Annotated in this window: 15 protein-coding genes, 1 tRNA gene, 1 pseudogene and 2 riboswitches; of the genes and pseudogenes, 3 read left to right on the forward strand and 14 right to left on the reverse strand. The window is 65.5% G+C overall.

All coding sequences use genetic code 11. The features are described from left to right. The first annotated feature begins 130 nt into the window (after nt 1-130). Nucleotides 131-1,117 (forward strand): M14 family metallopeptidase, encoded by a 987-nt coding sequence (locus tag B4F07_RS06775; RefSeq protein WP_293704665.1) that lies wholly within the window; start codon nt 131-133, stop codon nt 1,115-1,117. A gap of 430 nt (nt 1,118-1,547) precedes the next feature. Here B4F07_RS06775 and B4F07_RS06780 read toward each other — a convergent pair. Then, nucleotides 1,548-1,623 (reverse strand) — tRNA-Trp (locus B4F07_RS06780). A 92-nt stretch (nt 1,624-1,715) separates the two neighbouring features. Here B4F07_RS06780 and B4F07_RS06785 point away from each other — a divergent pair. Both B4F07_RS06785 and B4F07_RS06790 read left to right on the forward strand, forming a co-directional pair. Next, complete coding sequence (locus B4F07_RS06785; RefSeq protein WP_293703117.1) at nt 1,716-2,651, forward strand: DMT family transporter; 936 nt, start codon at nt 1,716-1,718, stop codon at nt 2,649-2,651. After that, on the forward strand, nt 2,648-3,265 hold the full coding sequence (locus B4F07_RS06790; protein ID WP_293703114.1) for a glutathione S-transferase family protein: 618 nt from the start codon (nt 2,648-2,650) through the stop codon (nt 3,263-3,265). The genes B4F07_RS06785 and B4F07_RS06790 overlap by 4 nt, the downstream gene beginning before the upstream one ends. 141 nt (nt 3,266-3,406) lie before the next feature. Here the strand turns inward: B4F07_RS06790 and B4F07_RS06795 are convergent, their stop codons facing one another. From B4F07_RS06795 to B4F07_RS06855, 13 genes and pseudogenes are all read right to left on the reverse strand, one after another. Next, nucleotides 3,407-4,966, reverse strand: coding sequence for a fatty acid--CoA ligase (locus tag B4F07_RS06795; RefSeq protein ID WP_293703112.1), 1,560 nt, complete (start codon nt 4,964-4,966; stop codon nt 3,407-3,409). 101 nt (nt 4,967-5,067) lie between these two features. Continuing rightward, a pseudogene (locus B4F07_RS06800) lies at nt 5,068-5,785 on the reverse strand (DUF938 domain-containing protein). Next, complete coding sequence (locus tag B4F07_RS06805; protein ID WP_293703107.1) at nt 5,785-6,231, reverse strand: ABA4-like family protein; 447 nt, start codon at nt 6,229-6,231, stop codon at nt 5,785-5,787. Before B4F07_RS06805 ends, B4F07_RS06800 begins: the two are co-directional and overlap by 1 nt. Next, nucleotides 6,228-6,881 (reverse strand): TMEM175 family protein, encoded by a 654-nt coding sequence (locus B4F07_RS06810; protein WP_293703104.1) that lies wholly within the window; start codon nt 6,879-6,881, stop codon nt 6,228-6,230. The genes B4F07_RS06805 and B4F07_RS06810 overlap by 4 nt, the downstream gene beginning before the upstream one ends. 31 nt (nt 6,882-6,912) lie before the next feature. Then, on the reverse strand, nt 6,913-7,227 hold the full coding sequence (locus B4F07_RS06815) for a hypothetical protein (RefSeq protein WP_293703102.1): 315 nt from the start codon (nt 7,225-7,227) through the stop codon (nt 6,913-6,915). A gap of 20 nt (nt 7,228-7,247) precedes the next feature. Further along, complete coding sequence (gcvPB, locus tag B4F07_RS06820) at nt 7,248-8,840, reverse strand: aminomethyl-transferring glycine dehydrogenase subunit GcvPB (RefSeq protein WP_414711727.1); 1,593 nt, start codon at nt 8,838-8,840, stop codon at nt 7,248-7,250. Next, nucleotides 8,837-10,195 carry an aminomethyl-transferring glycine dehydrogenase subunit GcvPA gene (gcvPA, locus tag B4F07_RS06825; protein ID WP_293703099.1) on the reverse strand — a complete coding sequence of 453 codons (1,359 nt, stop codon included), beginning with the start codon at nt 10,193-10,195 and terminating at the stop codon, nt 8,837-8,839. Before gcvPA ends, gcvPB begins: the two co-directional genes overlap by 4 nt. Nucleotides 10,196-10,198: 3 nt before the next feature. After that, complete coding sequence (locus B4F07_RS06830; RefSeq protein ID WP_293703096.1) at nt 10,199-10,981, reverse strand: glycosyltransferase family 2 protein; 783 nt, start codon at nt 10,979-10,981, stop codon at nt 10,199-10,201. A gap of 75 nt (nt 10,982-11,056) precedes the next feature. Further along, entirely contained in the window at nt 11,057-11,428 is a 372-nt protein-coding gene (gcvH, locus tag B4F07_RS06835; protein ID WP_293703093.1) for a glycine cleavage system protein GcvH, read from the reverse strand. Nucleotides 11,429-11,431: 3 nt separating this feature from the next. Continuing rightward, on the reverse strand, nt 11,432-12,598 hold the full coding sequence (gcvT, locus tag B4F07_RS06840) for a glycine cleavage system aminomethyltransferase GcvT (protein WP_293703090.1): 1,167 nt from the start codon (nt 12,596-12,598) through the stop codon (nt 11,432-11,434). Nucleotides 12,599-12,652: 54 nt separating this feature from the next. Next, nucleotides 12,653-12,762, reverse strand: a riboswitch (glycine riboswitch). Then, a riboswitch (glycine riboswitch) is annotated at nt 12,763-12,864 on the reverse strand. 57 nt (nt 12,865-12,921) lie between these two features. After that, entirely contained in the window at nt 12,922-13,569 is a 648-nt protein-coding gene (locus tag B4F07_RS06845) for an NAD-dependent dehydratase (protein WP_293703087.1), read from the reverse strand. Next, nucleotides 13,562-14,734: a deoxyguanosinetriphosphate triphosphohydrolase gene (locus B4F07_RS06850; protein WP_293703084.1), complete on the reverse strand. Its 1,173-nt coding sequence runs from the start codon at nt 14,732-14,734 to the stop codon at nt 13,562-13,564. The genes B4F07_RS06845 and B4F07_RS06850 overlap by 8 nt, the downstream gene beginning before the upstream one ends. Then, complete coding sequence (locus B4F07_RS06855) at nt 14,731-16,629, reverse strand: SPOR domain-containing protein (RefSeq protein ID WP_293703081.1); 1,899 nt, start codon at nt 16,627-16,629, stop codon at nt 14,731-14,733. Before B4F07_RS06855 ends, B4F07_RS06850 begins: the two co-directional genes overlap by 4 nt. Between the last annotated feature and the right edge of the window lies 1 nt (nt 16,630).

The raw sequence follows: 16,630 nt of genomic DNA on the forward strand, positions 1-16,630 counted from the left end.
GTTACCTCCCCTCGACACCGGGACCGGGGCCGCTTTGTCGGGCTGCTCCACCGAAACCGCGAGCATCAGTTTCGATTTCGAAGGGGCACCGCCCTCGCACTGCACGATCGAGGGCGAACGCGAGTTCTCGGTGCTGGTGTCGCCCGAGCACGCCCCGCCGATCAATCCCAGCCCGTGGTACGCATTTCGCTACCAGGCGAATGGATCCGAGAATGTTGTCGTCCATCTTCGCTATCTTGCGGCGAAGCATCGCTACCGCCCCAAATGGCAAAGCGCGATCCATATGAAGGTGCTGGACGCTTCGCTGCACGACGACGGCAGGACCGCGACCCTTTCCCTGCCACCGGGTGAGGCTGTCGTCAGCGGTCAGGAACTGATCGGGACAAAGGAATATGCTTCGCTGATGGCGCGGCTTGATCGCAGTGCCGCAGTGACACGAGAAACGCTGGGCCGTTCCCACGGCGGGCGGCCCATCGAAGCGCTCCGGATCGGCGAGCCGACGGCGCCGAAGCTGGTGATCCTGCTCGGGCGGCAGCATCCGCCCGAAGTCAGCGGTGCGATCGCGATGGAACATTTCCTCGAAACGCTGGTCGCGCTTGCCGACGCCGGAAAATTCGACGCGCAGGATATGCAGGTTCTTGCCGTTCCGTTGCTCAATCCCGATGGCGTCGCACGCGGACATTGGCGAGCCAATCTGGGCGGCGAGGATATCAATCGCGACTGGGGATCCTTTGCCCAGCCCGAGACCCGCTCCGTCGCACAGTGGCTCGATCGGTTGCCAAGCCAAATTCGACCTGTCGTGATGGTCGATTTCCACTCCACCTCGCGCAACCTGTTCTACGTGCAAGGCGACGAAGCGAGCGCGGATCAGGAGCGGTTCATGGCGCGCTGGCTTGGCGGCAAGGAACATCTGATCGCCGGTTACCCGTTTGCCATCGAGCGTCGTAACGCCAACCCGGGCACCGGAACCGCAAAGAACTGGTTCCACGCCACCCATGGCATTCCAGCCTATACCTACGAAGTTGGCGACGAGACGGATCGTCAAGCAATCGCGCAGGCTGCCCGCGAGCTTGCAACAAGCTTGGTGGAAGTGCTGCCGCGTTCGGGATTACCCTAAGGTCACCTGAAAAACCGCAACTGGGGTAACAAGTTGCCGGCATCGCAAAGCTGAACGAACAGCCGCTTTCGGGACATCTATACGGGAGCCGGGACGGCAGCGTTGAGGCGCAAAGCCGCCTTTCGCGCCTTCAAGTTACCGCTGAGGACTCGAACCTGCGCCGCGGATTTGGACGGTGCCCGACAACCGCTCTCGCTAAGCCATTCTAAATTTAACGATTCGAATTCAGGACATTGGGGGAATTGTTGGTAAGCGTCGACAGACTTCGGCCGGATGCGAACAATCGTACCAACAAATTGCTCGAACTGGGCTCAATCTGAAAGTTCTGCGTGAGACCCTCTGCGACGATTTGGGATCGCTTAATCCAACGCCTTAAAGCCAATTTTTCGCTGCTTTAAGGTGGGACGTCATGGGACGTTCTGGGCCGGCCTGGCAGGGGCAGTAGGACTCGAACCTACGACCCTCGGTTTTGGAGACCGATGCTCTACCAACTGAGCTATACCCCTAGGCCGGAGTGCGCCACTAGCCGGATTGCCAGACGGGAGCAAGGGGGATCACGGCTTGCGCGTGCGGACCCGCCTGATATGCGCATTTTTGCATGACCTCCGCCGCCCCCTCGACCGCTGCGCCTCAAAACTATCTTGGCGGCATCGCGCTCCGGCTGCTGGCGATGGCCAGCCTGTCGCTGATGTTCGTGGTCGTCAAATATGTCGACCGCGCGGGCATCCATATCGTCGAAAGCCTGTTCTGGCGGCAGGCGCTGGTGCTGCCCTTCCTGCTCCTGTGGGTGAAGGCGACCGGCGGCTTCGCCTCGCTTCGCACCAACCGCCTCGGCGCGCATACGCGGCGGATGCTGATGGGGCTGACCGGCATGGCGTGCAATTTTGGCGCAATGATCCTGCTGCCGATGGCCGAAGCAACGACGATCAGCCTGTCGGTGCCGATCTTTGCGGTGATCTTTGCCGCGCTGCTGCTCGGCGAAGCGACGGGATGGCAGCGGTGGAGCGCGGTGATCATCGGCTTTGTCGGCGTGCTGGTCGTGCTAGATCCGTTCGCAAGCTTTGCGGGCGGTTTCGACGGCGCGCATGGCGTCGGCACGCTTGTGGCGCTGGCGGGCGCCATCATGACCGCGCTGATCACCATTGCGGTGCGCGACCTTGGCCGCACCGAAAATGCAGCGACGATCGTGTTCTGGTTCAGCCTGTTGTCGATGGTCCCGCTGGGCATCGCCCTGCCCTTTGTCATCACTCCGCACAGTGGCACCGAATGGCTGCTGCTGCTCGCGCTCGGCTTTCTTGGGGCCATCGTCCAGATGTCGCTGACCGGCGCGCTGCGCCTTGCCCCCGTTTCGGTCGTGATCCCGATGGATTATTCCAGCCTGCTGTGGGCTATCGTCGCCGGCTGGTGGTTTTTCGGTACGCTGCCCGCAGAGACGACGTGGGTCGGCGCGCCACTGATTGTCGCATCCGGCCTGTTCATCGCCTGGCGCGAGCACCGCCGCCACATCAACCGACCGAAGGAGGTTGCCGCATGACGCGTCCCATTCTCTACCACTGTCCCGACGCCCGTTCGCTTCGCTGCCTGTGGGCGGTCGAGGAGGCCGGGGTCGACGTCGATTTGCGGCTGCTGAAATTCCCGCCCCGCGCCTTCGAACCCGAATACCGCGCGGTGAACCCGCTGATGACGATCCCCGGCTGGGTCGAGGACAGGCGGCTGATGACCGAGTCCGCCGCGATTTGCGAACGCATCGCCGAAGGCACGTCGCTGGAAGTGCGCCGCGACGAGGCGGATTATTGGGACTATCGCAACTGGCTGCACCGCAGTGACGCGACGCTGACCTTCCCGCTCGCGATCATGATCCGCTACACCCGCGTCGAGGTGCCCGAACGGCGGCTGGCGCAGGCGGTGGACGATTACAAAGCCTTCTTCGGCGGGCGTGCCAAGAGCATCGAGGCAGCGCTGAGCGACGGGCGCGAGTGGCTGGTCGCGGGGCGGTTCACGATCGCCGATATTACGATCGGATATGCAGCGTTTCTAGCGACGACGCTGGGGGCGGACGATGTGCTGGGCGAGGCGACGAAGGCGTGGCTGGCGCGATGCATGGCGCGTGAGGGGTTTGTTCGGGCGCGGGAGAGGCAGAATAGCTAGCTGCTGAGGCGACTCTGCAAAAATGGTCGTCGCCCCCGCGAAGGCGGGGGCGGCAAGCAGCCTGTCCCTCCGCTGCCGCGCAAACCGACAGCGGCCCCCGCCTTCGCGGGGGCGACGGCTAGTTTCAGTCGCTAACCGCTCTCAATTCACCATCCGCGCATACCCAGCCCAGTAAGGCGCCCGCAAATCCTTGCGCAAAATCTTGCCCGACGCATTCCTTGGCAAAGCATCAATCACATCGACGCTGCGCGGGCATTTGAACGGCGCGATGCGTTCGCGCGCCCAGGCGATGATGTCGGCCTCCTCGACGGTCATGCCCGGCTTGGCGACGCACACGGCTTTCACGCTCTCGCCCCATTTGTCGTCGGGGATGCCGAACACCGCGACCTCCTGCACCGCGGGGTGACCGAAAATCGCGCTTTCGACCTCGGCGGGATAGATATTCTCGCCGCCCGAAATGATCATGTCCTTCATCCGGTCGTGGATGAACAGATAGCCGTCCTCGTCCAGATAGCCCGCGTCGCCGGTGCGGATCCAGCCGTCGGCGCTGACCGTCTTGGCCGTCGCGTCGGGCAGGTTCCAATATCCCAGCATGTTGTTCGACGACCTTGTGACGACCTCTCCGACATCACCGACCGGGACTTCCTCGCCATCGGGACCAAGGATCTTGATCTCGACCCCCGGCAACGGCTTGCCCGCCGAGCGCATTCGCGCATTGCCCGCGGGATCATGATCTTCGGGCGGCAGCATCGATATGGTGCCGGTGGTTTCGGTCATGCCATAGGCCTGAATAAACTGCGCGCCGAACATCTGGATGCACTGGCGCAGCAATTCGAGCGGGATCGGCGCGGCGCCGTAGAGGATATATTTCAGGCGGCTGTAATCGACCGTCGCGCAGCGCGGGTGCATGAGCAGAAATTGTAACGCCGCGGGGACCATGAAGAAACGCGTCACGCCATGCTGCTCGACCGCATCGAACACCCCATCGGGATTGAATTCGGCAAGGATGATGCCGGGCAGCCCGGCGGCGAGCGCCATAATGCCCAGCCCGGTGCCGCCGATATGCGCACACGGCATCGCCACCAGCACCGCCTCGTCATCGTCCCATTTGGTGTACGGCAGGTCGAGGTCGTTCGAATGTTTGCGCAGCGCGAACAGGTTGCGGTTCGACAGCACTGCGCCCTTGGGATTGCCGGTGGTGCCCGAGGTGTAAAGCTGGAGCACCGCATCATCGGTGCCCGACGGGACGAAGGGGGTTCGCGCGGCGCCATTGATCATCGCCCGCGCTTCGGCAGCACTGACGATGGTCGGGGCGTGGTCGAGCTTGCCCGCCAGCTGCTCGTCCAGATTTTCGAAACCCGGCCCCGCAAACACCATCTTTGCCTGCGTATCGTTGACGATGAACGCCCATTCGGTCGGCGACAGCCGCCAGCCGATCGGCGCCATCACGATCCCGGCGCGCGCGGCGCCGTAGAAGAGGATGAAATAAAGATCGCTGTTCTTGCCGATCCACGCGATCCGGTCGCCCTTTTGCAGCCCCGCGGCGAACAGTGCCGACGCGACTTTCGCGGTCGCTTCGTCGAGCTGCGCATAGGTGTAAACACGGTCTTCCTCGCGCAGCGCGACGCGGTCGGCGCGCTCGCTGGCCCAATGGGTCAGGAATTCGTCGAATGTGAAAAGCTCCGAAACGTCGCGCGGCATGAAATCTCTCTCCTCGAATCGCATCTTTTGCGTGCAATTGGGGAAAGGCTAGCGGCTGTGGGCGGCAGGTAAAGCGCGTATCGACAACCCTGTCAGCAACGTCAGGTGCGGCGCAGCAGCAGCATCAGGTTGTTCGCGGGCATCGCGCGGCGTTCGGCGAAGGTCAGGCCCGCGGCGACGGCTGCGGCCTTGACGTCATCGATCTGGCGGAGTCCCCACGTCGGATCGCGCATCCGCAGGCTGGCATCGAAGGCCAAATTGCTATCAGCGGTCGGCACGTCGGGTTCGATATAGGGGCCGTAGAGGATCAGCGGAGCCCCGCCGGGCAGCAACCGCGCCGCGCCCGCCAGCAACCCCAGCGTCGCGGCCCACGGACTGATATGCACCATGTTGATGCACAGGATCGCATCGGCCCGGTCGATCGGCCAGTCGTCAGCCGCGGCATCGAGCGCGAGCGGCGGCGCGATATTGGCCAGTCCGGCCTCGGCGCTCCATGCGGCGATCGACACCAGTCCCGCGGGATCGGGGTCGCTCGGTTGCCAGTCGAGCGCCGGAAAGGTCGCGGCGAAATGGACGATATGCTCACCCGATCCGCTGGCGACTTCCAGCACCGGGACTCCCTATTATAGGTGGCAATGTGGGCGGAACATTAGAATTGATTGAAGATGGGGCAAATGGTTTTCTTGTTAATCCAGGNNCCGCGGGCAGCCAATCGGCGAGCACCGCCGCGATCGCATCGCGGTTGCGCAGCGTCGCCGGGGCGTGGCGCTTGGCGTCGCTGCCGCCGTCGCTGGGCATCCACGGCGGTGACGATGCCATCAGGCCTTGGCCTGCGCCCGGGCGCGGCGCTCGCGCACGATCAGCCATGCGAGCAGCCCGACCGGGCCGACCATCAGCGTCAGGAACAGGAACGGGAATTGCACGACGCGGCTGAAGCCCTTTTGATCGGCGTCACGCGCGATCCACATGCCGGTGAACAAGTCGAACGCCAGATAGTGAACCCACCCGAGGGTCGCGCCGCCAGGGCTGTCGAACAGCTTCATCACCCCCGCCAGCGTCGTGAAATCACCGCCGCCGGGACCGCCGGGATCGATCCCGCCGGTCAGGAACCCGACAATCATCACGGTGTAGGCGAGGCAGAGCAGGAACACCCCGGCGTAGAGGATCACCGCCAGAACTTTCGGACCACGCGGCAGGAGGGCGAGCGCAATCCAGCTGGCGAAGGCCCAATAATTGGCGAGCAGAAAGATTGTGTCCCAGGTCATGCTTGCTCCTTTTCGGCCGTCGCCACGATGGGTTCGGTCCAGCGATAGCGCGACGCAAAAATGCCGATGCTGATCGGCAGCGTCGCATACACCATCGGCGCCAGCGGAACCGTCGAACGAAAAAAGGTCATGATCGTCGACAGCAGACCCGTTGCCCCCAAAATCAGCCAGATGATCACCTGGCCAAAGGCTTCGCGATGTCCCTGCGCGTCTATCAGCGGATTGCGGCGGGCAACTGCAAAAAGACCGGCGGTCAGCAGCGACATCAGGATGAAACCGGCGCCATAGAGCGCGAACATCTGCCCCAGGCGGCCATCATAATCGCCCGCCCGCCCCGCAATGAAGGCTGCAAAGCTCGAAGCCATCGCGCGCAGCGGGTGGACATAGAGCAAAACGGTGAAGACCAGCGCGAGAGTGAGCAGCAGAAACCGCCAGTCGCCCTCGCCGACCATCCGTCGCGCGCGGACATGCGCCAGCCAGAACATCGCGATAATCGCGAAGGCGATTGCGAAGCTCGGCGCCCCGGCGATCGCCGCTTCGAGCTGCCGATAGTCTGGGGCCATGCCGCCCGTACCAGCGACCATTAGCGTCACCGCAAAGGCAAAGGCCGCGTCAGTAAAGGCATCGAGCCGTCCCTGTCCGCTAGTCATCACCCCCCCCTTCGGCTGCTTCTTGCCAGTGCTAGAGCAGCCCGCCAAGCCCGAACAGAAAGATACCGGCGAACAGCGTTACCAAGCCGGTCGTCACAATCAACAGCGTCACCCGCGCCGCGGGCAGTCGCCGCGTTGCCGCGAAGGCCGCGGCGAGGCCCAGCCCGAGCGCGATCAGCGGACCGTAGAGAAACGCCCAGTCGTAGCTGAACTCGCGGCGCACGTCGATCAGCTCCCATTGCTCGACGACCAGCCCGTAGAGCGTGATTGCGGCGAGCCAGACGGCGACGAAGACGACCGCGAACAACGCCCCGCCGGCCAGGCAGCCGGTGGCGGTGCGTTTCACACCGCTGTCGCCGCCTTCGCTCAACTGCCGCCGATCTCGCTCAGCGACGGGGTGCCGGGTGCGGCGGCGGGCTCGTTCCACGCCAGGATCGGCTTGCGCGCCGCGGCGGTTTCGTCGAGCCGCGCGCGCGGCGCGAAATGCGGAGCGGTTTTCAGCGCCGGGTCGCCATTCTTGGCACGCATCGCCACACTGCGCAGCGCGCCGATGAACTGGTCGAGCGCCGCCTTGCTCTCGGTCTCAGTCGGCTCGACGAGCATGGCGCCGTGGACGACGAGCGGGAAATAGACCGTCATCGGATGATAGCCTTCGTCGATCAGACCCTTGGCGATGTCGAGGGTCGAGAAACCCTCGGCAAGGCCTTTGTCGCTGAACAGCGCCTCGTGCATGCACGGCCCCGATGCCGCGAACGGCGCGTCGAGGACATCCTCCAGGCTGCGCAGGACATAATTGGCGTTGAGCACCGCATCCTCGGCGACCTGCTTGAGACCATCGGCGCCGTGGCTGAGGATATAGGTCAGCGCGCGGGTGAACATGCCCATCTGGCCGTGGAAAGCGGTCATGCGGCCAAAAGTTTGCGGATGATCCTCGCCTGCGCTTTCCTCTTCGATCAGGCGGAAACCCTCGGCATGCTTGGTCACGAACGGCAAGGGCGCGAAAGGTGCCAGCGCTTCCGACAACACCACCGGCCCCGACCCTGGGCCGCCGCCGCCGTGCGGGGTCGAGAAGGTCTTGTGCAGGTTGATGTGCATCGCGTCGACGCCCAGATCGCCGGGGCGCACCCGGCCGACGATCGCGTTGAAATTGGCGCCGTCGCAATAGACATAGCCGCCCGCGGCATGGACCGCGTCCGAAATCGCCTTCATGTCGCGCTCGAACAGGCCGCAGGTGTTAGGGTTGGTGATCATCACCCCCGCGACGTCGGGGCCAAGGCGAGCCTTGAGCGCTTCAAGGTTGACGCGGCCTGCCTCGGTTGCCGGAATATCCTCGACCGTGAAGCCTGCAAACGCCGCGGTCGCCGGGTTGGTGCCGTGCGCGCTTTCGGGGACCAGGATCACCCGCCGGTCTTCGCCGCGCGCTTCGAGTGCCGCCTTGATGCACAAAATACCGCACAGCTCGCCATGCGCGCCCGCCTTCGGCGACATCGCGACGCTGTCCATGCCGGTCAGGGTGATCAGCCATTCGGCGAGCTCGTGGATGACAGCATAGGCGCCCTGCACCGTTTCCTGCGGCTGCAACGGATGCGCGTCGGCAAAGCCAGGCATGCGCGCCACCTTTTCGTTGAGGCGCGGGTTGTGCTTCATTGTGCAGCTGCCGAGCGGGAACAGGCCGAGGTCGATCGCGTAATTCTGCCGCGACAGGCGCGTGTAATGGCGCACCGTTTCGGCTTCGCTGAGCCCCGGCAGGCCGATCGGCGCGGTGCGCGCCAGCGCGCCGAGGTCCGCGGCGGGTGCGGCTTCGTCGAAATCGACGCCGGTGGTCGCGGTCGAACCAATCTCGAAGATCAGCGCTTCCTCGAGCATCAGCGCGCGGTTGCCGGTGAAGGTGGTGGTGTCGTCGGCACCGCCCGCGGCGGTCATTTCGGGGCGCCAGCCGCCAGGATTGAGCGCGGTCATGCCAGCACCTCCCTCAGAGCGGCAGCGAAGGCGGAAATATCCGCCTCGGTGACGGTTTCGGTGACGGCGACGACGAGGCCGTTCGCCAAGTTTGCGTTGGCGGGGTAGAGACGACCGAGCGACACGCCGCCGAGGATATCGCGTTCCGCCAGCTTGTGAATCACCGGGCGTGCTTCGGTCGGCAGCAGCAGGGTGAATTCGTTGAAATAGCTGTTGTTCAGCACCGACACGCCCGGGATTTTGGCCAGTTCGGTCGCAGCCATCTTGGCGCGGCCATGGTTGATCGCCGCGAGCTGGCGCAGCCCTGCTTCGCCGAGCAAGGTCATATGAATGCTGAAGGCCAGCGCGCAAAGTCCTGAATTGGTGCAGATATTGCTCGTCGCCTTTTCGCGGCGGATATGCTGCTCGCGCGTCGACAGCGTCAACACAAAGCCGCGCTTGCCATTCGCGTCAACCGTCTCACCGCACAGGCGGCCCGGCATCTGGCGAACATATTTGGTCTTGCAGGCGAACAGGCCGACATAAGGCCCGCCGAATTGCAACCCGACACCGATCGACTGCCCCTCACCGACCACGATGTCGGCACCCATTTCGCCCGGCGCCTTGATCAGGCCGAGCGCGACGGGTTCGGTGACCACCGCGATCAGCAGCGCCCCCGCCGCCTGACACGCCGAGGCCAATGCGGTCATATCATCGATGCGGCCGAGGATGTCGGGATATTGGACGACAACGCAGCTCGTGTCCTTGTCGATGCTGTCCGCCAGCGCCGCCCAGTCGGTCCCCGCCTCCAGGCTGGGGTCGCCATCGACCAGCACATCGCCGGTATATTTCGCCATCGTCCGCGCGACGCTGCGGTAATGCGGGTGCAGCCCGGTCGAGAGCAACGCCTTGCCGCGCTTGGTGATCCGCCGCGCCATCACGATCGCTTCCCAGCACGCGGTCGAGCCGTCGTACATCGACGCATTGGCGACGTCGGTGCCGAGCAGGCGCGCGACCTGCGACTGGAATTCGAACAGCATCTGCAGCGTACCCTGCGCGATTTCGGGCTGGTACGGGGTGTAGGCGGTCAGGAACTCGCCGCGCTGGATCAAGTGATCGACGCTGGCGGGGACATGGTGGCGATAGGCGCCGGCGCCAAGGAAAAACGGCCCGTCGCCCGCGGCGCGGTTCCGGCGTGCCAGCGCGGCCATATGGCGCTCGACCGCCAGCTCGCTGGCGTGCAGCGGCAAGTCCGCAATCGGCCCGTCGAGCCGCGCATTGACGGGAACATCGGCAAACAGATCGTCGATCGACGTCGCGCCAATGGTGGCGAGCATCGCGCTGCGGTCATCGGTCGTAAGGGGGAGGTAACGCATGAACTACTCCGCAGAAGAAGCTGGTTTTTTGGCAAAAAGCTGGACGGTATCGGCAAGCGTGCCGGAGAAGATCGCCGGGCCGGCATGGGTTGTGCGGATCCACGGCGCGAGCCAGATGCGAAAGCCTGCGTCGCGCACGCGGCGGCAAAAGGCATAATCGTCGGACAGCAGAGCCTGGCTTTCGGGCTCGATATAGGGGCAAAAAAAGGCGGGGACGATGTCACCGACGCCGTGCGCCTGCCGCTCGGCAGGGTCGGGCCGGAACACCAGCTCGGGCATCGCCTTCGCCATGCCTTCAAGCACCGCGCGGCGGATCAGCATCATCGCGGTGCCGAGCCGGGTCAGTTCGACCAGGTCGGTCATCTTGAAATTCTGCTCGGGATTCAGGAAATGCAGCGCAAAATCGCCGGTGAAGCGGGCCAGATCGGCGGGGTTTTCCTTCGCCAGCCCCTGCTCGACCGCGCGCGCCACATTGCCCCAGTTGATCATCCGCCGCGGATAGGCGCCGCCCAGTACCCCGCATTCGGGCTTCGCCTCCATCGCGCGGACGAGCGCGAACACGTCGTCCGCCGAAAAATCGATGTCGGCATCGATGAACAGCAGATGGGTGCAATCGCTGGCAAGGAACATCGCGGTCAGGATGTTGCGCGCGCGGGTGATCGACGGCTGATACAGGATGAACTCGAACCGCACCGAAATGCCCGCCGCCTGCGCCCGGAGAGCAAGCGCGAGCGCGGCGCGGACATAGGTACCCTGCGCGCCCTCATAGATGGGCGTCGCCACCATCAGGCGGCAATTGGTCAGCGCGGGTTCGGTGGCGATGGCATTTCTCCGCCCTCCCGCTTGCGGGAGGGCAACTGACTACAGCGCGTCGCAAAAGGCTTTGTACGCCTTCGCATCCATCAACCCGTCGAGCTGGCTTTTGTCGCTCAGCGCCAGGCGGAAGAACCAGCCCTCGCCTTCGGGGTCCGAATTGACGAGCGCCGGATCCTCCTCGAGCTGGCTGTTGCCTTCGGTCACGGTGCCGTCGACGGGGGCATAGACGTCGCTCGCTGCCTTCACCGATTCGACCACCGCGGCGTCGCCGCCTTGGCTCAGCTCGGCGCCGGTGTCGGGAACTTCGACGAACACGATGTCGCCAAGCTGGCCCTGCGCGAAATCGGTGATGCCGACCGTCGCGACGTCGCCGTCGACATCGATCCACTCATGTTCTTCGGTATAGTAACGCGGCATCGGTCAAGCTCCTGTTTTACGAACATAATTATGTGGAACAAAGGGCATGGCGGCGACGGTGCAGGCCACCCGCTTGCCGCGCACTTCAGCGGCGAGCGCGGTGCCGGGTTCGGCATGGTCGCGCGGCACATAGCCCATAGCGATCGGCGCGCCGACGCTGGGGGCGAAGCCGCCCGAGGTCACAACACCGATTTCCGTGTTGCCGTCGAACAGCTTGGCACCCTCGCGCACCGGCATTTTTCCATCGACAAGCAGGCCGACGCGCTTGCGCGGGCTGCCGTCGGCCAGATGGCCCAAAATGCGTGCCGCACCGGGGAAGCCGCCTTCCTCGCGGCGGCGCTTGCTGATCGCGAACGCCAGGTCGCCTTCGACCGGATCGATCGCCGGGTCGAGATCATGGCCATAGAGCGGCAACCCCGCCTCCAGCCGCAACGAATCGCGCGCCCCAAGGCCGATCGGCTTGACCTCAGGCTCGGCGCACAGCAGATCGGCAACGGCTGCCGCGGCCTCGGCAGGTATCGAAATTTCGAACCCGTCTTCCCCGGTGTAGCCCGACCGGCTGATCGTCGCCGGCACGCCGCCGATCTGAAACGCACCAAGGCGCATAAAAACCAGCGCCGACAGCGGCCATTCTCCGGTCACATGGCGGCCCAGCGCCGCCGCCGCGCCCGGACCCTGCAGCGCCAGCAGCGCCTGATCGTCGAGATGATTGATGACAATGTCGTCGGGCAGAAACTCACGCAGATGGCCGATATCGTCCCATTTGGTCGCGCCATTGACGACCAGATAGAGATAGTCAGGCCAGCGAGAGACCATCAGGTCGTCGAGAACGCCGCCATCTTCGGCCAACAGCAGCGAGTAGCGCTGCATGCCCATTTGGAGTGTCGATAGGTCGATCGGCAGCAGGGTCTCGACCGCGGCATCGAGCGCTGCCATGTCGCCGCCCTCGTGCGACAGCAGCATTTGCCCCATATGGCTCACGTCGAACAGCCCGGCGTGTTCACGCACCCACAGATGTTCGGCCATGATGCCTTCATATTGAATCGGCATCCAGTAACCGGCGAATTCGACCATCCGGCCGCCTTTGGCGCGATGCCAGGCGTCGAGCGGCAGCACTTCGGTCGCGGCTTCGATCGCGCCGTCTTCGTCCAGCTGTTCGGTTTCGGTCATGTCAGTCTCCCGCGGTTGCACGGCGGATGCGCGGCGGGGTGCCGCGCCTTTCGCCATGCCCCCTCTGTCACGGGAACCTGAGAGTTTTCCCCCGGCAACAAAGTCCGGGGTTACCCCTTCGGTGGTTCCAGCAACCAGCCGGAACGCTTTCCAGAGTGTCCGTTCCAGCCTGCGCGGTCCTGCTGACCTGAGAGTTTCCGGGGCGGTTGCTCCTTCGGTGGTGAGGCGCCGGTTGCCCTGCCCTCACGCTCTCCCGCGCGGCCGGTCGAATCCCTTGCGGAACGCGACAGACGCCCGAGCCTTGGCGCTGCCCTTAAACGGAGTCAATCGGCGAGCGCGCGGATGGCGTCGTTTTCGTGGATATACACACCAGAACCGCCCTGCCCCGCGAGATTGACGATGGCGGCGGCAACCGTGGCACCGTGAATCGAGCGGTAGCGGCGGAACGACCCGTGCAGCAAAGCATCGGCGAGCGGCGCCGCGATCGTCGCCAGCCCCTCGCCCAGCCGTGGCGGCCCGGGTCGGTCGCCGAGCAGCAGGCCGGGGCGGATCAGGTCGAGCCGCTCAAACCCCAAGGCGCGCAGCCCATCCTCGGTCTCACCCTTGGTGCGCAGATAGAAATTGCCCGCTTTCGCTGAAGCTCCGACCGAGCTGACGACGATCATATGCGCCGTGCCGCCTTGCCGGGCGCCACGCGCCGCGGCGAGGATCAGGTCATGGTCGACGGCGCGAAACGCCGCTTGCGAGCCCGCCTGCCGGATCGTGGTGCCAAGGCAACAGATCAATACCGCGGGCTTTTCGGCGGCGATGATGTCGGGCCAGTTGTCGGGCGGCGCCACGCGTTCGGCATGGTGCGGCAGCAGCCCCTCGACCGGCCGCCGCGTAACGATTGTGACACTGCGGTCGCCAAACGCGTCGATCACGGCGCTGCCAACCAGCCCCGTCGCGCCGACGATCAGTGCGTTAGACATGCGCCAACGCCTCCGGCACGTCGGCACGTCCGAAAATCTCGGCATAGCGGTCGATGGCAAAACGATCGGTCATCCCGGCAATATAGTCGCCGATGTGGCGCACTGTCGCGCATTCTTCGCCGGGCAGCCTCGCCGACCAATCCTCGCCCATCAGCCGCGGATCGTCGGCATAGGCAGCGAACAGCCGCCCGACGACTTGGTTCGCTGCTGCTGCGGCGGCGACCTGTTCGGGGTGGTGATAAAGATTGGCGTACATGAAACGTTTCAGTTCGCGCTCCTCGGCAGCGAGTCCGGGGGAAAAGCCGCCGAGCGAGCGGCCCGCGGCGCGGACCTCGGCGACACTTGCCACACCGGCCGCCGCGACATTGGCCGTGGTCGCGGCGATCACATCATTGACCATCACCCCGATCTGGTCGCGGACCAGTTCGCGCAGCAAGCGGTCACGCGGCGCACCGGGGAAACGGTCCTCGACGGCGCCGAAATTGGCGGCGACAAACGGCTGTTCCATCAACTGATCGAGGTCGAGCAACCCGGCGCGCAGCCCGTCGTCGATGTCGTGATTATCATAAGCGATGTCGTCGGCCACCGCCGCTACCTGCGCTTCCAGACTGGCATGACTGCCAAGGTCGAGGCGGAAATCATCGTCGATCGCCGCCAGCGCCCAGCCCGGGTTGGTCACCGGGCCATTATGCTTGGCGAGCCCTTCGAGCGTTTCCCACGTCAGGTTGAGCCCGTCGAACAGCGGATAGGGACATTCCAGCGCCGCCAGCGTGCGCAGTGTGTGGCCATTGTGATCGAAGCCGCCATGCGCCGCCATCGCAGCTTTCAGCGCATCCTCGCCCGCATGACCAAAGGGCGGATGGCCGATATCGTGCGCCAGGCACAAGGCCTCGGTCAGATCCTCGTTCAATCCGAGCGCGCGCGCGATACCGCGCCCGATCTGGGCGACCTCGATACTGTGGGTCAGGCGGACGCGGTAATGATCACCGTCGGGGGCGACGAACACCTGCGTCTTGTGACGCAGGCGGCGAAAGGCGATCGAGTGGATGATGCGGTCGCGGTCGCGCTGGAAATCGTCGCGCGGCCCGCGAACGACGCGGCCGACTTCGTCGAAACGCCGCCCGCGGCTGTCGTCGGGACGACTGGCGCAGGCGGCGACGCTCACTTGACGGGATCGACGGTTTCGCCCGCCTCGCTGTTGAACGGGAAGCCGTCGCCGCCCGCCTTCTTATAATCCGCCAGCCAATCCTGCGCCGCCTTGCGGTCCTTAAACGGGCCAAGCAACAGGCGCCGCGTGCGGCCCCATTCTGCAGTGCCGCCGGTCTTGCCCTTGAACAGCGCGGGGTGCTTTTTCGCCAATTTCCCGAAATCGAGCGCCAGCGCGCGCGCATTGGCACCGGTCGCGATCTGCACCCAGATCCGTGCCGGATGCGCCTTTTTCTCGGCAGCCTCGGCCTTGGCTTTGGCATCGGCTTCGGCCTTGGCTTTCGCCGCCGCCTCGTCCTTTTCGCGCTTGGCCTTTTCGGCTGCTTCGGCGCGGCGCTTGTCCTCGACCAGTTTCGCGAGCGTCGCCGCATCGACCGCATTGGCCGACGCGTTCAGCTCCTCGGGCGGAATCTCGATTGAGCCGACGATATCGGCGAGCGATGCCAGCGGAAGCAAAGGCGCCGCTGCGGTGGGCGCCGGGGTCGGTCCCGGCGGCGGCGGCACCGGCGCTGCACTGGCTGGCGCTGCGCTGGCTGGCGCCGGTGTGGCGACGGACGCCACCGGATCGGCCGCGCGCCCGACGGCGGCCAGCGAAAAGCCCGGTCCGACGGGCGGCGCGGATGATGGCGTATCCACCGCGGCTGCCGTCGCCGTCGGCGGTTCGCGAACGACGGCGGCGCCTGCGTCATTCGCATCGGTCCGGGCGGCCGGGAGCGGCCGAATCGTCTCACGGAAAGGGGACTGCAAGACCGGCGGCTTGGAACCGGCGTCACCCCCCGCCGCCGCCGACGGAAAGGGGTTGTCGGCGGTCGGACCCGACCGGACCACGGTCGGCGCCGGTCCCCCCGCCGCCGGAAAGGGGTTCTCCGGCGTCGGTCGCTGCGATGAAGGCCGCACCGCTGGTGCCGCAACGGTTTCCCGCCGCGGCGTCGCTGCGGGCGGGGTCGCGGCCGCTTCGCGCGGCTGCGCGTAGGCCGGACCCACCGGCCGCGGCGCAGGCGTGGGTGCAGGTGTTGGTTTCGCAGCCACCGAGGCCGCCGGCGGACGTTGGCTACCCGTCGGACGCCGGCCCGTTGTGGCCGCGGGCGGCGGCGTCGCTGCGGCGACCTGAACCGGCTGGCGCTTCGGCCCGAGCCGCCCGGTCGGGAAACGCCCGAAATGCGCCGCCGCGGCCTGCTGCGCCGGATTGAGCCGGTCCATCTGGGTCAGATAGGGCAGGATATTCTGCGCCATCGCGGGCGGCATCGTGGCGTTAACGATCTCGCTTGCTTCACCGTCACGACCGTTCATTGCCAGGATCATCGCGCGCAATCGCCAGGCGCCGCGATCCTGCGCGCGCAGCTGCGGGGTCAGCATCTGGATCGCACGATCCGCCTCGCCGGCGATCCCCAGCGACAGCGCATAACGCCGCGTCAATTCGTCACTGGGGACGATCGAGAGCGCCAGCTGATAGTCACGCTGCGCCGCATCCTGCTGCCCCAGCAAATCGCGCGCCAGCGCCCGGTCGGACAGGAACAGTCGCTCAGGCGCCCCGAGAAGTTGTGCCTCGCCGAAATAGTCGAGCGCCCGGGTCGGGTTCTCCATATGGACCATTGCCGAACCGAGTGCGGCCTTGATCGCGCCGTCGCGCGGGCTGGCCTGCTCGGCGCGCACCAGAAAGCCGAGCGCGGCGCGATGATCGTCCAGCTCAATCGAAGCGCGACCGGCATCGAGGAGCGCCCGGGGATCGCTGTTGTTCGACGCGATGCGGGCGAGCGCAGACGACAGCAAAGTCCGGGCCGCTGTCCGCTTTTCCATCGCGGCCTTGGTCGCGGCATCGGGCGGCGTCACCTGCGCGGCGGCAGGTGGCGCCATG

The sequence above is a fragment of the Sphingopyxis sp. UBA6723 genome (assembly GCF_002454115.1).
Lineage (GTDB): Bacteria > Pseudomonadota > Alphaproteobacteria > Sphingomonadales > Sphingomonadaceae > Sphingopyxis.

What these genes read in the sequence shown, in the direction of transcription:
- B4F07_RS06785 (WP_293703117.1), top strand. Translation starts at nt 1,716, where the DNA reads ATGACCTCCGCCGCCCCCTCGACCGCTGCGCCTCAAAACTATCTTGGC.
- B4F07_RS06790 (WP_293703114.1), top strand. Translation starts at nt 2,648, where the DNA reads ATGACGCGTCCCATTCTCTACCACTGTCCCGACGCCCGTTCGCTTCGC.
- B4F07_RS06795 (WP_293703112.1), bottom strand. Translation starts at nt 4,966, where the DNA reads ATGCCGCGCGACGTTTCGGAGCTTTTCACATTCGACGAATTCCTGACC.
- B4F07_RS06805 (WP_293703107.1), bottom strand. Translation starts at nt 6,231, where the DNA reads ATGACCTGGGACACAATCTTTCTGCTCGCCAATTATTGGGCCTTCGCC.
- B4F07_RS06810 (WP_293703104.1), bottom strand. Translation starts at nt 6,881, where the DNA reads ATGACTAGCGGACAGGGACGGCTCGATGCCTTTACTGACGCGGCCTTT.
- gcvPB (WP_414711727.1), bottom strand. Translation starts at nt 8,840, where the DNA reads ATGACCGCGCTCAATCCTGGCGGCTGGCGCCCCGAAATGACCGCCGCG.
- gcvPA (WP_293703099.1), bottom strand. Translation starts at nt 10,195, where the DNA reads ATGCGTTACCTCCCCCTTACGACCGATGACCGCAGCGCGATGCTCGCC.
- B4F07_RS06830 (WP_293703096.1), bottom strand. Translation starts at nt 10,981, where the DNA reads ATGGTGGCGACGCCCATCTATGAGGGCGCGCAGGGTACCTATGTCCGC.
- gcvH (WP_293703093.1), bottom strand. Translation starts at nt 11,428, where the DNA reads ATGCCGCGTTACTATACCGAAGAACATGAGTGGATCGATGTCGACGGC.
- gcvT (WP_293703090.1), bottom strand. Translation starts at nt 12,598, where the DNA reads ATGACCGAAACCGAACAGCTGGACGAAGACGGCGCGATCGAAGCCGCG.
- B4F07_RS06845 (WP_293703087.1), bottom strand. Translation starts at nt 13,569, where the DNA reads ATGTCTAACGCACTGATCGTCGGCGCGACGGGGCTGGTTGGCAGCGCC.
- B4F07_RS06855 (WP_293703081.1), bottom strand. Translation starts at nt 16,629, where the DNA reads ATGGCGCCACCTGCCGCCGCGCAGGTGACGCCGCCCGATGCCGCGACC.